The organism is Streptomyces sp. NPDC087310, assembly GCF_044744405.1.
In the GTDB taxonomy this organism is placed as follows: Bacteria; Actinomycetota; Actinomycetes; order Streptomycetales; family Streptomycetaceae; genus Streptomyces.
In genome coordinates this window covers 28438-48114 of the sequence record NZ_JBIUYF010000008.1, presented here as the reverse complement: position 1 = coordinate 48114, position 19677 = coordinate 28438, and the positions used below count along the sequence as shown (strand labels likewise).

Here is a 19677-nt window from a genome sequence, read left to right as displayed (position 1 = left end):
CAGAGTGTGTGCGACTAAGGGCGCCGTGCACCGCGTCACCCGGTGACCCAGGGTGAGCGGGTGAGGGGGTGCGAGGCCCGGAAAACGGCGAAGAGGGCAGAACGAAGCCCCCGATCACGGGGGAACAACCGGGGGCTTCGCGTCTGCGGCGGCTCCGAAAAGCCGCACATTAAGAACGTAAGACCTGCCCTGCCCGCTGGTCAAGCCGAGTTGGGCACTCTGCGCGCGTCGATTTCCGACTGCTCAGTATGGTGGCCTCAAGCGGTCACGGTGGGTAATGGTTTGGTCCTGCCTCGCGGTCGCGTGAGGCATCGGGCTCATCACGTACCCCTCCTGCCCCTCTCGTACCAGAGCATCGGAAAAGGGGCGAGACGGGTCCGTCGCGAAATGGCGTGTCTCCGCCACTGTCCAACCGTCCCAGAAGGCGGACTGCGCCTCTCCGTCCCGGCGGCGTCCCCGCTCCCAGGACTCCTCGGCGCCCCGCTCCATCCAGAACAGCCCGGCGAGATACGGCCGCAGCGCCCGCCGGCCGGCCCCGACCCCCTCCACGAGCACCACAGGGGCGGCGGGCAGCGCGCGCGGCGCGGTGAAGCGGCGCAGCGTCCAGTCGTACGGCGTGTAGCGCGCGGTCGCGCCTCGCGTGAACGGCTCGATGACCTGCGCCGTCAGCCGGGGCACCCACGCGAACAGCTCCTCGTGGCTCGCCACGTCGTCCAGCCGCAGCACGGGCGCGCCGCCGAGCGCCGCCGCGAGCCGCGCCGCGAAGGTGCTCTTGCCGGATCCGGCGTGGCCGTCCACCGCGATCAGCCGCACCGGACCGCAGGAGGGCGGCAGGGCGCGCAGCCGCGCGGCCACGGCGGTGAGGTCGTCCATACGGCCCAGCCTACGAGCCGGAGGGGCCCGGACGGTGTCCGGTGCCCGGCCGCCGCAGGTCATGCCACTGGTGGAGACCAATATTGCTCGGCCGACGCGGTGCGAATCGCTGGCAGAAGCCCGCCGGGAGCCGGGATAGTGGACCACTGTCGACCCGTCACCCTCCCGCCGCCGCACGCCCCTTCGACCCCTCCGCCTCTCCCCGTCCGCGCCTTTCCGTCCGCGCCTCTCCGTCTCTCCACGCCCGTCGACCGGAGGTTCCCATGACCCGTCCCCCCTCGCGCAGAACCGTTCTCGCCGCCGCGCTCGCGGCCACCGCGGCCACCGGGGCGGGCGCCGCCCTGCCGGCCGGAGCGGCGGCAGCGGCCCCCGGCGCCCCGGCACAGCCGCTCGTGGACAACGCGTTCTGGACCTCGTACGCCGACTGGCGGGCCGGTACCGCCGACGGCGTCCGCGCCGTCTCCGGCGCCCGGCCCTCGCTGGTCATCGGCGCCCCGGCGGGATCCGCCGACTACGCCGACCCGCACACCGGGAAGAGCGCCACGTGGGAGTACGCCACCTGGACCTCACCCCTCCACCGCTCGAAGGTCCCCGCCACCGAGGTGATCGCCTCCTGGAACGCGCGGACCCCGGCGGGCACCTGGCTCCAGGTCGAACTGCGCGGGCAGTACGCCGACGGCACCGACACCCCCTGGTACGTGATGGGCCGCTGGACCTCGGGCGACGGGGACGGCGACATCCGGCGCACCTCGCTGGACGACCAGAGCGACGGCCGCAGCACCATCTGGACGGACACCTTCGCGGTGGACGACGCGTCGACCGGGACGCGCCTCGTCTCGTACCGGCTGCGCCTCACCCTCTACCGCACCCCGGGCAGCGGTCTCACCCCGGTGGTCCACCGGGTCGGCGCGATGGCCTCCGACATCCCGGACCGGTTCACCGTCCCGGCCTCCGTGCCGGGGCTCGCGCGCGAGCTGACCGTGCCGCGCTACTCGCAGAACACGCACATCGGGCAGTACCCCGAGTACGACAACGGCGGTGAAGCCTGGTGCAGCCCCACCTCCTCGCAGATGATCATCGAGTACTGGGGGCGCGTCCCCACCGCAGACGAACTGGCCTGGGTGAACCCGGACTTCGACGATCCGCAGGTGTGCCACGCGGCCCGGTTCACCTTCGACTACCAGTACGACGGCTGCGGCAACTGGCCCTTCAACGCCGCGTACGCCGCCACGTACCGGGACATGAGCTCCGCCGTCACCCGGCTCGGCTCGCTCGCCGACGTGGAGACGCTGGTGGGCGCGGGCATCCCCGTCATCACCTCGCAGTCCTTCCTCAAGGAGGAGCTGACCGGGGCGGGTTACGGCACCTCCGGCCACCTGATGACGGTCATCGGCTTCACACCCGAGGGCGACGTGATCGCCAACGACCCCGCCTCGCCGAGCAACCCGGCCGTACGCCGCGTCTACCGCCGTGCCGAGTGGGAGACGATCTGGCTCCGCACCAAGCGGTACAACGCGTCCGGCAAGGTCGCCTCCGGCACGGGCGGGGTCTGTTACGTCTACTGGCCCGCGAAGCCGTCCGCCGCGCAGTGCCGGGCCCTACGGGCGGTCGGCCTGCTCTGACGGCGCGCCGCGGACGGGGTCAGGACGCGGGCAGCGAGCGCAGCCACTCCACCAGGAGCCCGTTGACCTCGTCCGCCCGCTCCTGCTGCACCCAGTGGCCGACGCCTTCGAGGAGGTGCGAGGAGACCAGACCCGGCAGCGTGGTGGGGTAGTTCGCGAGGGCGTCCGCCAACCAGGTGGTGGACGCGTCGAGCGTGCCGCCGATGAAGAGCGACGGCTGACGGATCGGCGCCCCGTCCCACGCGGCGAGATCCTCCCAGTCCCGGTCGACATTGCGGTAGCGGTTCAGCGCCCCGGTCAGCCCGGTCCGCTCGAACTCGCCCGCGTAGAGGTCGAGATCGGCCTCCGACAGCCAGGAGGGCAGCCGCCCGGCCGGGAAGCGGTCGGAGAGCTTCCCGCCCTTGGGCACGAAGAAGAGGCTGTCCTTGTCCTCCGCCATCGTGTCGGCCGACAGCCCGGCGTAGAACCCGGCCAGCCATCCCCGTACATCCGGCTCGATCTCCGCCTCCGCACGGCCCGGCCGCTGGAAGTAGCTGACGTAGAACTCCTCGTCCCCGCCGATCATCCCGAAGGCGTCGCTCGGCCGGAATCCGTTCCTGGGGGAGTACGGGACGCTCATCAGCCCCACGGCGGTGAAGACATCGGGCCTGAGCAGCGCGGAGTTGGCGGCGATGGGGGAACCCCAGTCATGGCCGACGACCACCGCGCTCTCCTCGCCGAGGGCGCGCACCACACCGACGTTGTCGGAGACATGGGCGAGCATCCGGTACGCCGCCACATCGGCCGGCTTCGACGAGCGCCCGTAGCCGCGCACGTCGACGGCGACCGCGCGGTACCCGGCGGCGGCCAGCGCCGGAAGCTGGTGGCGCCAGGAGTACCAGGACTCGGGAAAGCCGTGGACGAGCAGGACCAGCGGCCCGGTGCCCTGTTCCGCGACATGGATCCGGCCGCCGGGAACCTCCACCAGCCGGTGCTTCACATCCGGGTGTGCCGTCGGCGTCGCTGACATCGCTGCTCCTCGATCGGTGGTGCTTCGTCACCACGATCATTCGGGCGGGGTCACCGCGCCCGCAAGATTTTTGCTGATTCGGCAAAGCCGGAGTGTGGTGTGGACCACAGGACGCGGCGAGGAACCCCGTCCTCGTACGCCCGGACGCGGCGGACCGGCGGGCCGGTGACGTACGTCTCTACCCGGAGGCCCGTTTCTCCGGCACATTGGTCGGGTCACCGCCCCGGCGGTGGCCCCGGGGGGACATCCACCGCCGTACGACTGAACGAGATGTCCATGACTGCCACCGCATCATTCGCCACCACGCTCGGCCGCGCCCGCGAGCGGGCCCGTACCGGAGGCCCCAAGGACGACGGGCCCCAGCTTCTGGAGCACCTGCTCGGCTGGACCCTGGTCGTCCTGGTCGCCGTCCTCGTCAGCCACACCGGTCTTCTCTGACCACACCGCGGGGCCTCGCGCCATCTCTGCAATACTGCGGGAAATTCCAGCGGGAACACCGTGGCAGCCGGAGACCAGGACGCGAATTTGAATCGTAGTCAACAGCGTGGACCGTCCCTGCGATCACAGGTGCGGCGCTCCGAACTCATCGCAACCGGCCGGAAGTTGTTTGCCGACACCTCGTACGACGCGCTGTCGATGGATGACATCGCCCAGCACGCGGGGGTCGCCAAGGGACTGATCTACTACTACTTCAAGAACAAGCGCGGCTACTATCTCGCCATTGTCGAGGACTCGGTCGCCGAACTCGTCTCGCTCGCCTCCGGCGGCGCCGAACTGCCGCGCACCCAGCGGGTGCAGCGCACCGTCGAGGCGTATCTGCGCTTCGCCCAGTACAACGAGTCGGCCTACCGCACCATCATCACCGGCGGCGTCGGCTTCGACACCCAGGTCCAGGCGATCCGCGACGCGGTACGGACCGGCCTGGTCGCCACGGTCGCCCAAGGCGCCTACGGCCACCAGGACATCCCGCCGATCGCACGGCTCGCCCTGCTCGGCTGGCTCAGCAGCGTCGAGTGGCTCACGCTCGAATGGCTGGAGCACCGGGACGAGCTGCAACGGGAGATCCCCCGGGATCTGCTCGTCAGGATGTTGCGCCACACGCTCAACACCATCGAGGAGTTCGCGCCGGAGTGCCCGGCGCCGCCCCAGGACCTCGACTGGATCCCGTTCACGGGCCACGGCCCGGGGCCGGACGCGCCGTAACGGGTCACGGGCCCGTGGACGGGGCGGGCCCGGAGCCGAGGCGGGCCCGCGGACGGGGACGCCGGGGGCGGGGGCCGATCGGGCGCCCCGCCCCCGGCGCGTTCCCGGGGTCTGCCACGTTCCGGTCGATGGCCCTGACTAGTTGATGGCCTTGATCAGCTCGCCGTTCGCGGTGTCGCCGCTCAGCTCCCAGAAGAAGGTGCCGCCCAGGCCCTGCTGGTCCTTGTACGCCATCTTCCCGGCGATCGTGGCCGGGGTGTCGTAGCTCCACCACTGATCGCCGCAGAAGGCGTACGCGGTGCCGCCCACCGTGCCGTTGGCCGGGCAGCGGTCCTTGAGGAGCTTGTAGTCCTCGATGCCCGCCTCGTACTTCCCCGGCGCCGCGCCCGTCGCGGTGCCGCCCGGCGCCGCCTGGGAGACGCCGGACCAGCCGCGCCCGTAGAAACCGATGCCCAGCAGCAGCTTCTCGGACGGGACACCGAGGCTCTTGAGCTTGGAGATCGCGGTGTCCGAGTCGAAGCCCTGCGTCGGGATGCCCGCGTACGAGGTCAGCGGCGAGTGCGGGGCCGTGGGGCCCTGCGCGGCGAAGGCACCGAAGAAGTCGTACGTCATCGGGTTGTACCAGTCGAGGTACTGCGCGGCGCCCGCGTAGTCCGCGGCGTCGATCTTCCCGCCGTCCGTGCCGTCGGCGGTGATCGCCGCCGTCACCAGGTCGGAGCCGAACGCGCCCCGCAGCTCCGCCGCCATGTTCCTGAAGGCGTCCCGGCCGCTGCTGTCACAGGTCAGCCCGCAGGCGTTCGGGTACTCCCAGTCGATGTCGATCCCGTCGAACACATCGGCCCAGCGCGGGTCCTCCACCAGGGCGCGGCAGGACTGCGCGAACGCCGCCGGGTTCTTCGCCGCCTCCGCGAAACCGCCGGACCAGGACCAGCCGCCGAAGGACCAGATCACCTTGAGGCCGGGGTGCATCGCCTTGAGCTTGCGCAGTTGGTTGAAGTTGCCGCGCAGCGGCTGGTCCCAGGTGTCGGCGGCGCCGTCCACGCTCTGGTCGGCGGTGTACGCCTTCTCGTAGTCCGCGTACGAGTCGCCGATGGCGCACTTGCCGCCGGTGACATTGCCGAAGGCGTAGTTGATGTGCGTGAGCTTGCCGGCCGAGCCGGACGTCTCGATGTTCTTGACGTGGTAATTACGGTCGTAGACACCCCAGTTGGTGAAGTATCCGATGACCTTGTCCCCGGCAGCCGCGGCCGGCGCGGCAGCGGGCGCGGACGGCGCGGGGGAGGTCTCGCCGGCCGCGGCGGTGCCCGCCCCCGAGAGCAGGGTCACCCCGAGAACGGCGGTGCACGCGGCGGCGGTCAGCGCCCGGAAGCGGGTGCGGGAACGGTGGAACCTGAGCATGAAGTCTCCTCGTGGGGGAGAGGAAGCAGGAAGCACTGGTGTGGGGGAAGGGCCTGCCATGGCGCCGACTGGGCAGAGATGTCAGGCGTGTTGGGATGGACCGGTGAAGCGGGCTTCACGAGGGGACGTTAGAAGGACTAGACCACTGGGGTCAATGGTTCGGACCAATCCGATCTCGCCCCGGGCCCCGTTCGCCACCCCCTTCGACCACCCCGGGCCACGCCCGGTGAGTGATCACCGACCCGTGACGCGGGCCCCCCGATCGGGCATACTCGACGCGCCACAGCTACTGATCAAACCCTGCCGCGATCCGGAAGGGCAGCATCGTTGAGGCAAGGACGAGGGTCCGGGGGGCCTCCCCGGACCCCACGCAGGCGGCGTCGCCCACACCCCGCGCGCGACCGCCGCAGCGCCCGACAGGGAGGAGAGCGCCGCCATGTCCGACCGCGCCCCGCGAACGGTGGACCGTCTGTTGCCCACCGAGGAGGCCCAGGACCTCGTCGCCCTCGTACGCGACATCAGCCGGCGGGAGATCGCCCCGAAGGCCGCCGAGGAGGAGGACGCCGGGCACTTCCCGCGCGAAGTCTTCCGTCTGCTCTCCGCCTCCGGCCTGCTCGCCCTCCCCTACGACACCGCCCTCGGCGGCGGGGGCCAGCCGTACGAGGTCTACCTCCAGGTCCTCGAAGAGCTCGCCGCCGTCCGGCTCACCGTGGGCCTCGGCGTCAGCGTCCACACCCTCTCCTGCCACGCCCTCGCCGGCTACGGAAGCAAGGACCAGCAGACCGAACTCCTCCCCGCGATGCTGGGCGGCGGCCTGCTCGGCGCGTACTGCCTCTCCGAACCCGCCTCGGGCTCCGACGCCGCCTCGCTCCGCACGAAGGCCGTACGGGACGGCGACCACTGGGTCCTCACCGGCACCAAGGCATGGATCACCCACGGCGGCGTCGCGGACTTCTACACCGTCCTCGCCCGCACCGGCGCGGACGGCCCGCGCGGCATCACCGCGTTCCTCGTGCCCGGCGACGCGCCCGGACTGAACGCGGCCCCGCCCGAGAAGAAGATGGGCATGAAGGGCTCGCCCACCGCCCAACTCCACTTCGACGGCGTACGCGTGGCCGACGACCGCCGGGTCGGCGAAGAGGGACAGGGCTTCACGATCGCCCTCTCCGCGCTCGACTCGGGACGCCTCGGCATCGCCTCCTGCGCCGTCGGCGTCGCCCAGGCCGCCCTGGACGAGGCCGTCGCATACGCCACCGGACGGCGGCAGTTCGGCAGGCCCGTCGCGGACTTCCAGGGGCTGCGCTTCCTGCTCGCCGACATGGCCACCCGCATCGAGGCCGGACGCGCGCTCTACCTCGCCGCGGCGCGGCTGCGCGACGCGGGACGGCCCTTCTCCCAACAGGCCGCCATGGCCAAGCTGTTCTGCACCGACATGGCCATGCAGGTCACCATCGACGCCGTACAGGTGCTCGGCGGCTACGGCTACACGGCCGACTTCCCGGCGGAGCGCTATCTGCGCGAGGCGAAGGTGCTCCAGATCGTCGAAGGCACCAACCAGATCCAGCGGATGGTGATCGCACGCCATCTCGCGGGCCCGGAGACCCGCTGACGGAACCTCAGGCGGCGTCCCGCTGCATCGTCGGCACCTTGAACGGGCGCGAGCCCGGGCCGCCGACGTGCGAGAAGGGCTGCGTACGCCAGTCGAGCCCCTGGGGGAGCGTCAGCAGCAGCCCGGTCTCCTGCTCCTGGGCCTCGTACGACGAGTCGGCGGGCCGCGCCTCGGAAGCGGCGCGGCCCGTACCGGCACACACCGACAGCACGAACGGGTTCCACGGGGTCGGGCACAGCGCGTGCTCCGGCAGGGTGTCCTCGTCGGCGAGCAGCGCGATCGGCTGCACGCAGTCCGGGCAGACGACCCGGAACATCTCGAAGGTGTCGTAGGAGTCGATCTCGTCACTCTCGTCGAGGTCGACGGGGACCGGCTCGGTACGTCCGGCGTGCTTCAGGCTCTGCATGGAGACATTCCCCCTCGGATGGGCCGACCAGGCTGCTGTGGTCTCGACCACAGCAAGCACTTCCCGTCGCGCGCGCCAGGTAACCGTAAGGTCTCGGCGGACCCGGCCACAGGTATGTGGTCTTCGTCACATGCCAGCCGCAGATGCGCGCGGAAGCGGCCCCTCCGCCAGGCCGCGGCACCGGCCCGACTGTGCCGGAACGCCCCCGGGGCAATAGGTTGATCCACATGGAGGAGCTGGATCGTCAGATCGTGGAATTGCTCGTCAAGGACGGCCGGATGAGCTACACCGACCTGGGCAAGGCCACGGGCCTGTCCACCTCGGCGGTACATCAGCGCGTACGCCGCCTGGAGCAGCGCGGAGTGATCCGCGGTTACGCCGCCGTGGTCGACCCCGAGACGGTCGGCCTGCCCCTCACCGCGTTCATCTCCGTCAAACCCTTCGACCCCAGCGCCCCCGACGACATCGCGGAACGGCTCTCCGGCATCCCGGAGATCGAGGCGTGCCACAGCGTGGCCGGCGACGAGAACTACATCCTCAAGGTCCGGGTCCCCACCCCGCTGGAACTCGAACACCTCCTCACCCGGATCCGCTCCCTGGCAGGCGTCTCCACCCGCACGACGGTGGTCCTCTCCACCCCCTACGAATCCCGCCCGCCTTCTTTTTGATTTTGGGGCTCGGTTCGCCTCCGGGGCGCCTTATGCCACTGTCGACGGTCGACCGTGCTCGGCCCCTCGTTCCTCGGGGCCTGCGCGCGCTCTCCCTTTCGACAGCGGCGCGCCCCTTCGGCTCACTCGCCGGCCAGGCGCGCAGTCGGGCCGAGGATTCCTGCACCGGGGAACCCTCTCGCCGGCCCCGGGGTGCGCCCGACCCTGGTGGCGAGTGAGCCAAAGGGGCGCGTCGGCGCCGTAAGGGCGAGCGCGCGCAGGTTTGTGAGGAACGAGCAAACCGAGCACGGTCAACCGTCGGCGCCGACTTAAAGCGCCCCGGAGGCGAACCGAGCCTCAAAAAAAGAGGGGCGCCCCGGAGGCGAACCGAGCCCTCCAAAAAAGCAGGCAGACTGGTGGTCATGAGTGACCACCGCACCGTGCTTCTGCGCCGTGGAGAAGTCCACAGCCCCGCCGACCCCTTCGCCACCGCGATGCTCGTCGAGCGAGGCCACGTCTCCTGGGTGGGATCCGAGGGTGCCGCCGATTCGTTCGTCGCCGGGGCCGATGAGGTGGTCGATCTGGACGGCGTGCTCGTCACGCCCGCGTTCACCGATGCCCATGTGCACACCACGGCGACCGGTCTCGCCCTCACCGGGCTGGATCTGTCCGGTGCCGCCAGTCTCGCGGAGGCGCTCGCGCTCGTGCGGGCGCACAGTGCCGCGCGCCCGGACGAGCGGATTCTGCTCGGGCACGGGTGGGACGCCGAGCGCTGGCCCGAGCGGCGGGCGCCCACGCGGGCCGAGTTGGACGACGCGGCCGGTGGCCGGCCGCTCTATCTGCCGCGGGTCGATGTGCACTCGGCCGTCGTGACCACGGCCCTGCTCGATCTGGTCCCCGGCGTCACCTCCCTGGCCGGCTACCGCCCTGAGGGGCCCCTGACGGCCTCTGCCCACCACGCCGTACGCGAGGCCGCCCACGGCGCCGTCAGTGGCCGTCAGCGCACCGAGGCGCAGCGTGCGGCCCGGGACCGGGCCGCTTCCCTCGGGATCGGCACGCTCCACGAGTGCGCGGGGCCCGAGATCTCCGACGAGGAGGACTTCACCGCGCTGCTGGCGCTCGCCCGGGACGAGGCGGGGCCGCGGATCCACGGCTACTGGGCGGAGCAGGTCGGCGACGAGAAGGGCGCCCGGCGCGTCCGGGAGCTGGGGGCGGCGGGCGCCGCGGGTGATCTGTTCGCGGACGGCTCGCTCGGCTCGCACACCGCCGCCCTGCACGAGCCGTACGCCGACGCCGCGCACACCGGTGCCGCGCACCTGGACGCCGCCGCGGTGTCCGCCCATGTCGCGGCGTGCACCGAGGCCGGGCTCCAGGCCGGGTTCCACGCCATCGGCGACGCCGCGATCAGCACTGTGGTGGCCGGGGTGCGGGCCGCTGCCGAGCGGCTCGGCCTGGCGCGGATCCGGGCGGCCAGGCACCGTGTCGAACACGCCGAGATGCTCACCCCGGAGACCGTCGCCGCCTTCGCCGAACTCGGGCTCACCGCCTCCGTCCAGCCCGCCTTCGACGCGGTCTGGGGCGGCGACGAGGGCATGTACGCGCGCCGGCTCGGCGTCGAGCGGGCGCGTACCCTCAACCCGTACGCGGCGCTGCTGCGCGCCGGGGTGCCGCTGGCACTCGGCTCCGACAGTCCGGTCACCCCGCTCGACCCGTGGGGGACCGTGCGGGCCGCCGCCTTCCATCGCACTCCCGGCCACCGGATCTCCGTACGGGCCGCGTTCACCGCCCATACCCGGGGCGGCTGGCGGGCCGTCGGCCGGGACGACGCGGGGACGCTGGTGCCGGGTGCCCCCGCCGACTACGCGCTCTGGCGGACCGAGGAGCTGGTGGTCCAGGCGCCCGACGACCGGGTGGCGCGCTGGTCCACGGATCCGCGCTCGGGGACGCCGGGCCTGCCGGATCTCACGCCGGGGCGCCCGCTGCCCGTATGTCTGCGGACCGTTGTCGCGGGGCATACCGTGTTCGTGAGCCCGAACGAGTGACGTAGGGACATTTCGTACCGCCGACCGATGCTTCCCGGCCTCTGCCGCGACCTGCGGATCTTCCGTACTGACCTGGTGTTTCTGGTCAACATCGCAGGTCAAATGGGTATTGACAGTGAGCCTCCACCGGCGGGTAGGTTCGGCCGGGTCCACCACAGGACGTCCGTCCGGCAACCTCCACGCACGTCGTCGAACGCCGCTGGGCCATGGGGCGGTGTGCCGCACCGGCGCACCACCACTGGGAGCCAGGTCCAGCGCCCGCGTCTCGGGGGCGAGGGAAGGTTTCCGCCGGCCGGCAGGTGCGACCCGGACGGGGCCCCGGCGTTCAGTAGACAACGGCTTTCGGTCGACCCGCAGCCAGCGGGTCCCAGGTCGGCCCGAAGGACGCCGGGTCCCGGTCCGCAGTGCGTGCCTCCGTGCGTTCACGCCCCGGTGCGGGGCGCCGGATCGGCGGTTCCTTCCGTCATCTGCGGACATCACCGGTCAACTCGTCCGACACCGGGCCACCGTCGTGCTCGGAGGCCCCTGTCCGCTCGCTAAGCTGGGGCGTCTGCGTACGGCGATGAAGGGGCAGCAGTGAACGACGGTGGCCAGAGGCGGTACGGCCCGCTCGGTACAGCCTTGGTGATCATCCCGACCTTCAACGAGGCCGAGAACATCACGCCGATCGTCACCCGCGTGCGCGCCGCGGTACCGGCGGCCGACATCCTCATCGCCGACGACAACAGCCCCGACGGCACCGGCAAGATCGCCGACGAGCTGGCGGCCGGGGACAGCCAGGTCAAGGTGTTGCACCGCAAGGGCAAGGAAGGGCTCGGCGCCGCCTATCTGGCCGGATTCCGCTGGGGCATGGAGCACGGCTACGGGGTCCTCGTGGAGATGGACGCCGACGGCTCCCACCAGCCCGAGGAGCTGCCCCGTCTGCTGACCGCGCTCAAGGGCGCCGATCTCGTGCTCGGTTCGCGCTGGGTGCCGGGCGGGCGCGTCGTCAACTGGCCCAGGACCCGGCAGATGATCTCCCGGGGCGGCAGCACCTACTCACGGGTCCTGCTCGGCGTCCCGTTCCGCGATGTCACCGGCGGCTACCGGGCCTTCCGCAAGGAGACCCTGGAGGAGATCGGTCTGGACGACGTCTCCTCCCAGGGCTACTGCTTCCAGGTCGATCTGGCCCGCCGCGCTGCCGAGGCGGGCTGCCATGTGGTCGAGGTGCCCATCACCTTCGTCGAGCGTGAGCTGGGCGATTCCAAGATGAGCAAGGACATCCTGGTCGAGGCGCTCTGGCGGGTCACCGCCTGGGGCGTCGAGTCCCGGGCGAACCGGCTGCTGGGCCGCAAACCCGCCGGGCCGTCCGGCCCCGCGGCCTGATCGTCCCGCCGTCCGGGTCCTCATGATCGTCAGGGCCCGCCCCCGTACGCCGTAACGGTCCGCGCCCAGGCACACTGGAAGCATGACGACCGCGCAATCGCCCCGGCCCGTTCCCAAGCGCTCACGCGCCCGCACCCTCGTCCCCCTCGCCGTAGCCGTCTGGCTGGTGCTGGAGATCTGGCTGCTGACCGTGGTGGCGGAGGCCGCCGGCGGCTTCGTCGTCCTGCTGCTGCTCGTGGGCGCGGTCGTGCTCGGCGCCGTGGTGGTGAAGAGCGCCGGGCGCCGCGCGTTCCGGAACCTCACGGAGACCCTGCAGCGGCAGCAGAACCCCGGCGCCGCCCCGTCCGAGGAGGCCACCGGCTCCACCGGCAACGGCTTCCTCATGCTCGGCGGCCTGCTGATCATGCTCCCCGGGCTGATCACCGACGTACTGGGCCTGCTGCTGCTCCTGCCGCCCGTACGGACGACGCTCGGCCGGTACGCGGAACGGTCGCTGGAGCGCCGGATGCGCGCGGCGGCCCCGGGCACCCTCGGCGACGCCTTCCAGCAGGCCCGGATGCGTCAGCCCGACGGCAAGGTCGTGCAGGGCGAGGTCATCAAGGAGGACGGTACGCCGGGCCCGCGCCCCGAGGACGAGGGCCCGCGCCCGCCGCTCACCCCCTGACCGTACGGACCTGACGAAACACGCCGCGGGCCGCGTCACACAGTTCGTGTGACGCGGCCCGCGGCGTGTGCTGTTGTGCGCTTGTCGTGTGCGGCGCGTTACGGGGTCAGGCGGACTTCCGGCTGTCCCGAGGGTGCACAGCGATGTTCATGGCGCCGGAGCGCAGGACCGCCAGCCTCTCGGCCAGCACTTCCTCCAACTCCTCGCGTGTGCGCCGCTCCATGAGCATGTCCCAGTGCGTGCGCGCAGGCTTGCCCTTCTTCTCTTCGGGGCCATCCCCGTCCACCAGGAGTGCCTGGGCGCCACACGCCTTGCACTCCCACTCCGGCGGAATTTCCGCCTCTACCGAGAACGGCATCTCAAATCGATGGCCGTTCTGGCATGCGTACTCCACCGCCTGGCGCGGGGCCAGATCGATGCCGCGGTCCGTCTCGTAGCTGGTCACCACGAGTCGCGTGCCGCGGAGAGCTCGCTCACTCATGAATCGTGCCTCCCGGGCTTGTCGCCCACAGGACAGGTGTCGCTGTCGTCGTCATCCGGTCAACGTTCGGTCGGCGGTAAAGATTCCCGTTGCGGGCGTGCCTCGTCCGTCGTGCCGCTGCTTATCAAGGGTTGCGTACCCACCGGCGCCCGGTTTGTCACATCTAACAGGAGATGTCACCCAGCGATTTCATTGGTCGAGTACGCAGTAACGGTCCGCCTGGCAGGCCAAACGCGTACACTACCGCCCTTTCACTTCAACGTCTAAATCCGGTCCGGTACGGGGTTCCCCGCGGCGGCGATCGCCGCCTTGACCGGCACCCGCGCCAGCAGCACGGATCCGATCACGAAGAAGACCACCAGCGAGATGATCGCATCCCGGTAGCTCCCCGTGAGCTGGAACGCGAGGCCGAACACCAGCGGCCCCAGCCAGCTCAGCCCCCGGTCGCTCATCTCGTACGCGGAGAAGTACTCGGCCTCCTTGCCGCTCGGCACCAGATGCGAGAAGAGCGAGCGGGACAGCGCCTGGCTGCCGCCCAGGACCAGACCGATCGCCGCGGCCATCAGATAGAACGCGACCGGCACCCCGGCGGGCAGGAAGTACCCCGCCGCGAGGATCAGCGTCCAGACGGCCAGCGAGCCCAGGATGACGCGTTTGGCCCCGTACACCCGGGCCATCCGGCCCATCCCCAGCGCGCCGGCCACCGCCAGGATCTGGACCAGCAGCACGGCGGTGATCAGGGTCGTCTGATCCAGGCCCAGTTCCTCCGAGCCGTAGATCGACGCCTGGGAGATCACCGTCTGGATGCCGTCGTTGTAGATCAAATAGGCGAGCAGGAAGGCGAGCGTCATCGGATGGCGGCGCATGTCCCGCAGCGTGGCCATGAGCTGCCGCCAGCCGGTGCCCACCGCGCCCTCGCCGGGCCGCTCCACCGCGCGGTCGCGCAGCCGCCGCAGCGGTACGAGTGTGAAGGCGCCCCACCAGAGCCCCGCCGAGGCCAGGCAGATCCGTACCGCCGTCGACTCGGAGACGCCGAAGCTGTCATGCCCGGTGTAGAGCACCAGGTTGAGGACGAGGACCAGCGCGCCCGAGGTGTAGCCGAAGGCCCAGCCCCGCGAGGAGACCGCGTCGCGCTCGTCCGGATCCGCGATCTGCGGCAGATACGCGTTGTAGAGCACCATCGAGACCGCCAGCGCCGCGTTCGCCACGACCAGCAGCAGCGCGCCCAGCAGATAGCGGTCCCCGTCGAGGAAGAACATGCAGGTCGTGGCCGTCGCCCCGACGTACGCCGCCGCCGCGAGCAGCGGCTTCTTGCGCCCCGTACGGTCCGCCACCGCGCCCACCAGCGGCATCACCAGCACCGCCACCACGATCGAGACGGAGACCGCGTACGCGAAGACCGAGCCCGCGCGCACCGGAACGCCCAGCGGATGGACGAAACCCTCGGCGTCGGCCGCGTTCTTCGCCACCGACGTCAGATAGGGGCCGAGGAAGACGGTGAGCACGCTCGTCGAATAGACCGAGCACGCGAAATCGTAGAAGTACCAGCCGTGCTGCTCACGCCTGAGGGAACTCGCCCCGTCGGCCCGTTCCACCGTGTCAGCGGTCACCCGCGCTGCCTCGCTCTCCCCGTGCGGACGCCGCACCCGGCCGCCGGTGCCCACACGAGCACTACTGCCAGGCTCCCCGTGCGGTCAACACCGAGCGCAGCGTTTCCAGTTGATCAGTCATGATGCCATCCACGCCGAGATCGACAAGCGCTTCCATCCGCGCGGGATCGTTGACCGTCCAGACATGGACCTGAAGGCCCCGGGCGTGCGCCGTCCGTACGAAGCGCTCGTCCACCACCCGGACGCCGTACTGCGTCTCGGGGACCTGTGCGCACACGGCGCCGCCACGCACCGGGACGGGGATCCCGTACGAGCGCAGCCGCAGGCCCGCCACGCCCCGTACCCCGTACGAGGTGGCGAGACGGGGGCCCGCGAGGCCGGCCGCGCGCGCCACCCTGGCCTCGGAGAACGAGCCGACGCACACCCGGTCCCAGCTCCCGGTCGCGCGGATCAGCTCGACCAGCGGGACCAGGGCGGGCGCCGCCTTGATGTCCACGTTCCAGCGGGCCTCGGGGAACTCCTCCAGCAGCTCGGCGAAGAGCGGCAGCGGCTCACGGCCCGCCACCCTGGCCCGGCGCACCTCGTGCCACGGCAGCTCCCCGATGCTGCCCCGGGCATCGGTCACCCGGTCCAGCGTCGGATCGTGGAAGGCGACGAGCCGGCCGTCCGAGGTGGCGTGCACATCGGTCTCGAAGTAGCGGTAGCCGAGCCCGGCCGCCCGGCGGAACGCGGCGGCCGTGTTCTCCAGGCCGTCCGCGGCGCCGCCGCGATGGGCGAAGGGGATGGGTCCCGCCCGGCCCGCGCCGGCCCGGACCAGATAGGGGTGGAGTTCGCGCGTCACCGCCGCAGTATGGCGCCTTCCGGTGACCCTGTGGCGACCACCGTGCTGCCGTTGTCCGCCGCGGGGATGGCGAAGACCCGCAGGAAGAGCTGGGCGAGGGGCCCGATGGCCAGCGCGTACGCCACCGTACCGATGCCCACCGAGCCGCCGAGGACGAACCCGGTGGCGACGACGGCCACCTCGATCGCCGTACGGACCAGCCGCACCGAGCGGCCCGTCAGCCGGTGCAGCCCGGTCATCAGACCGTCCCGCGGCCCCGGGCCGAACCGGGCCGCGATGTAGAGCCCGGTGGCCGCCCCGTTGAGCACGATCCCGGCGACCAGCAGCGCGATCCTGGCGGGCAGCCCGTGCGCCTCGGGGACCAGGGCGAGCGTCGCGTCGATCGCCAGCCCCACGGCGAAGACGTTGGAGACCGTGCCCAGCCCCGGCCGCTGCCTGATCGGTATCCAGAGCAGCAGCACGGCCGCCCCCACGATGATCGCGACGACCCCCATGGAGAGCCCGGTCAGCTCGGCGAGCCCCTGGTGCAGCACGCCCCACGGCTCCAGCCCCAGGCCCCCGCGCACCAGCAGGGCCGCACTCGCGCCGTACAGCGCGAGACCCACGTAGAGCTGGCAGAGCCGGCGGGTCAGATGGGGGGTCCGGAGACCGGAGGTGATGGACACGATGCCGTCCTTTGATGCAATGGTGGACTGATGCATGTCACTCTGTGGCGGGTAAGCAGAGGACAACCAGGTCCAATTCCGGGAAGGTGGACTGATTTCCATGGTGCAGTGGACCTCGGCGGTCGGAGCGCCACAACTCGCCCGGCAGCTCCAATCCCAGCAGCCCCGGCCCGCCGGACCCGGCAGCCGCCGCCCGCCCGCCTACCGGGCGCTCGCCGACGGCATCCGGCTGCTCGTCCTCGAAGGCCGCGTCGCCGTCGCCGCCCGCCTCCCCGCCGAACGCGAGCTGGCACTCGCCCTCTCCGTGAGCCGTACGACCGTGGCCGCCGCCTACGAGGCGCTGCGCGCCGAGGGCTTCCTGGAGTCCCGCAGGGGCGCGGGAAGCTGGACGGCCGTACCGACGGGGCACCCGCTGCCCGCGCGCGGCCTCGAACCCCTGCCGCCCGAGTCGCTCGGCTCCGTCATCGACCTCGGCACGGCCGCGCTGCCGGCCCCCGAGCCCTGGCTCACCCGGGGCGTCCGGGGCGCGCTGGAGGAACTGGCGCCGTACGCCCACACCCACGGCGACTACCCGGCGGGACTCCCGGCCCTGCGCCAGATGCTCGCCGACCGCTACACGGCGCTGGGCGTCCCGACCATGCCCGAACAGATCATGGTCACCACCGGCGCCATGGGCGCGATCGACGCGATCTGTCATCTCTTCGCGGGCCGCGGCGAACGGATCGCCGTGGAGTCGCCCAGCTACGCCAACATCCTCCAGCTCATGCGCGAGGCGGGCGCCCGGCTGGTGCCCGTCGCCATGGCCGAGGGGCTGACCGGCTGGGACCTCGGCCGCTGGCGCCAGGTGCTGCGGGACGCGGCGCCCCGGCTCGCCTACGTGGTCGCCGACTTCCACAACCCGACGGGCGCGCTGGCCGACGAGGACCAGCGGCGCGGGCTCGTCGACGCGGCACGCTCGGCGGGCACCGTCCTGGTCGTCGACGAGACCATGTCCGAGCTGCGCCTCGACCCGGAGGTGGCCATGCCACGCCGGGTCTGCGCCTTCGACCCTGCGGGCAGCACGGTCCTCACGGTCGGCTCCGCCAGCAAGGCATTCTGGGCGGGGATGCGGATCGGCTGGGTGCGCGCCGCCCCCGACGTCATCCGCTCCCTGGTCTCGGCGCGCGCCTACGCCGACCTGGGCACCCCGGTGCTGGAACAGCTCGCCGTCAACTGGCTGATGCGGACCGGCGGCTGGGAGGAGGCCGTCGCGCTGCGCCGCGCCCAGGCGCGCGACAACCGGGACGCGCTGGTGGCGGCGGTGCGCGAGCAACTGCCCGGCTGGCAGTTCGACGTACCGCACGGCGGGCTGACCCTGTGGGTGCGCACCGGCGGGCTCTCCGGCTCCCGGCTGGCCGAGATGGGCGAGCGGGTCGGGGTACGGGTGCCCTCGGGGCCCCGCTTCGGGGTCGACGGGGCGTTCGAGGGGTACGTACGGCTGCCGTTCACCGTCGGCGGCCCGGTCGCCGTGGAGGCCGCGGCCCGGCTGGCGGCGGCGGCGCGCCTGGTGGAGACGGGCGCGGCCACGGGCACCGACGCGCCGCGCACCTTCGTCGCCTGACGGCGGGCGCGGTCAGCCCTCGGCGGCCACGGGGGCGGGGACCTGCCCGGCGGTGCGCTCCGGCTCCTGCCCGGGGACCCGCTCGTACGCCTGCTGGGTGTCCTGCCGGGGCGGCAGCAGATCCAGCACGGCGCGGCGGTGCGCCTCGCCCGTCGCCTCGTCGTACGGGTCGGGCGTGGCCGGGACCTGGAGCCTGAGCACCGGGGCCGTGCCGAGCCGTACGTACCCCCGGCCGGGCGGGACGTCCGGTGTGGGCGTGGTGTGCGGCGGTACCCCGAGCACCGCCTCCACCTGCGCGGGCGCGGCGGGCCCGAGGACGACCCGGGCGCGGGTGTGCGTCCTCACGTCCTGGCTCAGCATGTCCAGGGCGTCGAGGTGTTCGGCGACGACGACCGTGACCCGGGCGGCCCGGCCGTGCCGCAGCGGTACCTGGAGGAGGTCCTGCGGATCGGTCCTTCCCGCGGCCGCCGCGAGATGGCCGAAGACGCCCGGCCGGTCGCACAGGATCCACAGCGGACGACGGGTGTCCTCCGGGGCGGGGTGCCCGGACTGGCGGGCGCGGTTGGCCTCGATCAGCCGCCGTTCGGTCTCGCGCGCCACCCATTCGAGGCCGGCGAGCGCCCCGGCGAGCCCGCACTCCACGGCGAGCACGCCCCTGCGCCCGGCCAGAGCGGCGAACTCGCCGGTCCCGCTGCCGTCCACGACCAGGATGTCGCTGTACGGCAGGGCCTGGAGCGCGAGCGAGCGCAGCAGCCCGGTGGCGCCGCTGCCCGGACGGCCCGCGACCAGCAGATGCGGTTCGGTGGAGCGCGCCCCGGTCCGCCAGACCACCGGCGGCGCGTCCCGGTGGCCGGTGTCCGTCGCCACGGGCACGGTGCGCGGCACCGCGCCGTCGTCGGTGAAGCCGAGGACGCTCTCGCCCGGCGCCGTGACGAAACGCTGGGCGGCGATGTCGGTGGGGAGCGGGGGCAGGACCGTCATCAGCAGCCGGTTGCCCTCCTCGTCCCAGTCGAAGAGATATTCGCGCCCGCGCCCGGACTTGGCGTGCAGAAGCTGCTCGATCCGGGCGCGCTCGGCGGGCTCGCCGTCGGGGAAGTACGGCGGGTAGGCCACCTGGAGCCGGATGAGCCGTCCGTCGCCGTCGAAGGCGTGGTCGGCGAACGCGGTGCTCCACGCGCCGCCGTGGGCGAAGAGCGGGCTCGGGTCCTCGGGCACGGCGAAGTGCGGTACGAGCGCCTCGTAGAGCGACTGGAGGCGCCGTACCTCCGCTTCGTCGGGCCCGGTCGGCACGGGCGGGCGGTCCCGTCCCTTCCATCCGGCCACGCCCATCACCGTGATCAGGGTCAGCGGCGGCCCGTACGGGACGAGGGCGAGCAGCAGGAGGCAGGCGGCGGTCAGGAACAGCGCGGGACCGCGCCGCTCCTTGGGCATGCCCGCCCATCTCCGGCGCCCCGAGGCGGCCATCATCCGCAGTCCGCGGACGATCGTGATCAGCGGATGGAGCACGTCGGTGGCGCCGTCCGCGGCCGTGCGGGCCATCTCCCGCCCGCGTGCGATCCGGTCGCCGCCGCTGGGCAGCAGGTGGGTGAGGGGGAGCCGGGCCACGTCTGTCTCCTGTGGGGTGCGGAAGGGATGGGCGGGC

The 19677-nt window shown here is 72.1% G+C and carries 18 protein-coding genes; 9 read left to right on the top strand and 9 right to left on the bottom strand.

Annotated elements, in window-relative coordinates; all coding sequences use genetic code 11:
- Nucleotides 1-243 precede the first annotated feature (243 nt).
- The gene (locus ACIO3P_RS28770; protein WP_401854441.1) at nt 244-873 is read right to left on the bottom strand and encodes a hypothetical protein; all 630 of its coding nucleotides are present in this window, start codon (nt 871-873) and stop codon (nt 244-246) included.
- Nucleotides 874-1136: 263 nt separating this feature from the next.
- On the opposite strand from ACIO3P_RS28770, the gene ACIO3P_RS28765 reads away from it, so the two are divergent.
- The gene (locus ACIO3P_RS28765) at nt 1137-2495 is read left to right on the top strand and encodes a peptidase C39 family protein (RefSeq protein WP_329828388.1); all 1359 of its coding nucleotides are present in this window, start codon (nt 1137-1139) and stop codon (nt 2493-2495) included.
- A 19-nt stretch (nt 2496-2514) separates the two neighbouring features.
- Here ACIO3P_RS28765 and ACIO3P_RS28760 read toward each other — a convergent pair whose 3' ends face one another.
- The gene (locus ACIO3P_RS28760) at nt 2515-3504 is read right to left on the bottom strand and encodes an alpha/beta hydrolase (protein ID WP_329828387.1); all 990 of its coding nucleotides are present in this window, start codon (nt 3502-3504) and stop codon (nt 2515-2517) included.
- 276 nt (nt 3505-3780) lie between these two features.
- Between ACIO3P_RS28760 and ACIO3P_RS28755 the strand changes: the two genes are divergently transcribed.
- Nucleotides 3781-3942 (top strand): SCO1431 family membrane protein, encoded by a 162-nt coding sequence (locus ACIO3P_RS28755; protein ID WP_329828385.1) that lies wholly within the window; start codon nt 3781-3783, stop codon nt 3940-3942.
- A gap of 87 nt (nt 3943-4029) precedes the next feature.
- Entirely contained in the window at nt 4030-4707 is a 678-nt protein-coding gene (locus tag ACIO3P_RS28750; protein ID WP_401793275.1) for a TetR/AcrR family transcriptional regulator, read from the top strand.
- A 138-nt stretch (nt 4708-4845) separates the two neighbouring features.
- On the opposite strand, the gene ACIO3P_RS28745 is transcribed toward ACIO3P_RS28750, so the two are convergent.
- Complete coding sequence (locus tag ACIO3P_RS28745; protein ID WP_329828383.1) at nt 4846-6105, bottom strand: glycoside hydrolase family 18 protein; 1260 nt, start codon at nt 6103-6105, stop codon at nt 4846-4848.
- Between the two features lie 436 nt (nt 6106-6541).
- Between ACIO3P_RS28745 and ACIO3P_RS28740 the strand changes: the two genes are divergently transcribed.
- Nucleotides 6542-7714, top strand: a complete 1173-nt coding sequence (locus tag ACIO3P_RS28740; RefSeq protein WP_401793281.1) for an acyl-CoA dehydrogenase family protein — start codon at nt 6542-6544, stop codon at nt 7712-7714.
- A gap of 7 nt (nt 7715-7721) precedes the next feature.
- On the opposite strand, the gene ACIO3P_RS28735 is transcribed toward ACIO3P_RS28740, so the two are convergent.
- Nucleotides 7722-8120 carry a hypothetical protein gene (locus ACIO3P_RS28735; protein WP_329828380.1) on the bottom strand — a complete coding sequence of 133 codons (399 nt, stop codon included), beginning with the start codon at nt 8118-8120 and terminating at the stop codon, nt 7722-7724.
- 227 nt (nt 8121-8347) lie between these two features.
- Here ACIO3P_RS28735 and ACIO3P_RS28730 point away from each other — a divergent pair, with 227 nt between their 5' ends.
- From ACIO3P_RS28730 to fxsA, 4 genes are all read left to right on the top strand, one after another.
- Nucleotides 8348-8788 (top strand): Lrp/AsnC family transcriptional regulator, encoded by a 441-nt coding sequence (locus tag ACIO3P_RS28730; protein WP_329828379.1) that lies wholly within the window; start codon nt 8348-8350, stop codon nt 8786-8788.
- Between the two features lie 401 nt (nt 8789-9189).
- Nucleotides 9190-10809: an amidohydrolase gene (locus tag ACIO3P_RS28725; RefSeq protein ID WP_401854445.1), complete on the top strand. Its 1620-nt coding sequence runs from the start codon at nt 9190-9192 to the stop codon at nt 10807-10809.
- Between the two features lie 576 nt (nt 10810-11385).
- Complete coding sequence (locus tag ACIO3P_RS28720) at nt 11386-12174, top strand: polyprenol monophosphomannose synthase (protein ID WP_329828377.1); 789 nt, start codon at nt 11386-11388, stop codon at nt 12172-12174.
- An 82-nt stretch (nt 12175-12256) separates the two neighbouring features.
- The gene (fxsA, locus tag ACIO3P_RS28715) at nt 12257-12838 is read left to right on the top strand and encodes an FxsA family membrane protein (RefSeq protein ID WP_329828375.1); all 582 of its coding nucleotides are present in this window, start codon (nt 12257-12259) and stop codon (nt 12836-12838) included.
- Nucleotides 12839-12944: 106 nt separating this feature from the next.
- Here fxsA and ACIO3P_RS28710 read toward each other — a convergent pair whose 3' ends face one another.
- The 4 genes from ACIO3P_RS28710 to ACIO3P_RS28695 all read right to left on the bottom strand — a co-directional run bounded on the left by ACIO3P_RS28710 (nt 12945) and on the right by ACIO3P_RS28695 (nt 16471).
- Nucleotides 12945-13319: an RNA polymerase-binding protein RbpA gene (locus tag ACIO3P_RS28710; RefSeq protein WP_003959706.1), complete on the bottom strand. Its 375-nt coding sequence runs from the start codon at nt 13317-13319 to the stop codon at nt 12945-12947.
- 263 nt (nt 13320-13582) lie between these two features.
- Nucleotides 13583-14929 carry an MFS transporter gene (locus ACIO3P_RS28705; protein ID WP_329828372.1) on the bottom strand — a complete coding sequence of 449 codons (1347 nt, stop codon included), beginning with the start codon at nt 14927-14929 and terminating at the stop codon, nt 13583-13585.
- Nucleotides 14930-14990: 61 nt separating this feature from the next.
- Nucleotides 14991-15770: a glycerophosphodiester phosphodiesterase gene (locus ACIO3P_RS28700; RefSeq protein WP_401854449.1), complete on the bottom strand. Its 780-nt coding sequence runs from the start codon at nt 15768-15770 to the stop codon at nt 14991-14993.
- Entirely contained in the window at nt 15767-16471 is a 705-nt protein-coding gene (locus ACIO3P_RS28695) for a YitT family protein (protein ID WP_401854452.1), read from the bottom strand. Before ACIO3P_RS28695 ends, ACIO3P_RS28700 begins: the two co-directional genes overlap by 4 nt.
- A gap of 64 nt (nt 16472-16535) precedes the next feature.
- Between ACIO3P_RS28695 and ACIO3P_RS28690 the strand changes: the two genes are divergently transcribed.
- Entirely contained in the window at nt 16536-18035 is a 1500-nt protein-coding gene (locus ACIO3P_RS28690; RefSeq protein WP_329828370.1) for a PLP-dependent aminotransferase family protein, read from the top strand.
- Between the two features lie 12 nt (nt 18036-18047).
- On the opposite strand, the gene ACIO3P_RS28685 is transcribed toward ACIO3P_RS28690, so the two are convergent.
- The gene (locus ACIO3P_RS28685) at nt 18048-19640 is read right to left on the bottom strand and encodes a hypothetical protein (protein WP_401854454.1); all 1593 of its coding nucleotides are present in this window, start codon (nt 19638-19640) and stop codon (nt 18048-18050) included.
- Nucleotides 19641-19677: the final 37 nt, after the last annotated feature.

Bases quoted from the DNA above. Each gene is read 5' to 3' on its own strand.
- ACIO3P_RS28690 (WP_329828370.1), top strand. From the start codon at position 16,536: ATGGTGCAGTGGACCTCGGCGGTCGGAGCGCCACAACTCGCCCGGCAG.
- ACIO3P_RS28770 (WP_401854441.1), bottom strand. From the start codon at position 873: ATGGACGACCTCACCGCCGTGGCCGCGCGGCTGCGCGCCCTGCCGCCC.
- ACIO3P_RS28735 (WP_329828380.1), bottom strand. From the start codon at position 8,120: ATGCAGAGCCTGAAGCACGCCGGACGTACCGAGCCGGTCCCCGTCGAC.
- ACIO3P_RS28725 (WP_401854445.1), top strand. From the start codon at position 9,190: ATGAGTGACCACCGCACCGTGCTTCTGCGCCGTGGAGAAGTCCACAGC.
- ACIO3P_RS28695 (WP_401854452.1), bottom strand. From the start codon at position 16,471: ATGCATCAGTCCACCATTGCATCAAAGGACGGCATCGTGTCCATCACC.
- ACIO3P_RS28755 (WP_329828385.1), top strand. From the start codon at position 3,781: ATGACTGCCACCGCATCATTCGCCACCACGCTCGGCCGCGCCCGCGAG.
- ACIO3P_RS28740 (WP_401793281.1), top strand. From the start codon at position 6,542: ATGTCCGACCGCGCCCCGCGAACGGTGGACCGTCTGTTGCCCACCGAG.
- ACIO3P_RS28765 (WP_329828388.1), top strand. From the start codon at position 1,137: ATGACCCGTCCCCCCTCGCGCAGAACCGTTCTCGCCGCCGCGCTCGCG.
- ACIO3P_RS28760 (WP_329828387.1), bottom strand. From the start codon at position 3,504: ATGTCAGCGACGCCGACGGCACACCCGGATGTGAAGCACCGGCTGGTG.
- ACIO3P_RS28745 (WP_329828383.1), bottom strand. From the start codon at position 6,105: ATGCTCAGGTTCCACCGTTCCCGCACCCGCTTCCGGGCGCTGACCGCC.
- ACIO3P_RS28710 (WP_003959706.1), bottom strand. From the start codon at position 13,319: ATGAGTGAGCGAGCTCTCCGCGGCACGCGACTCGTGGTGACCAGCTAC.
- fxsA (WP_329828375.1), top strand. From the start codon at position 12,257: ATGACGACCGCGCAATCGCCCCGGCCCGTTCCCAAGCGCTCACGCGCC.
- ACIO3P_RS28730 (WP_329828379.1), top strand. From the start codon at position 8,348: ATGGAGGAGCTGGATCGTCAGATCGTGGAATTGCTCGTCAAGGACGGC.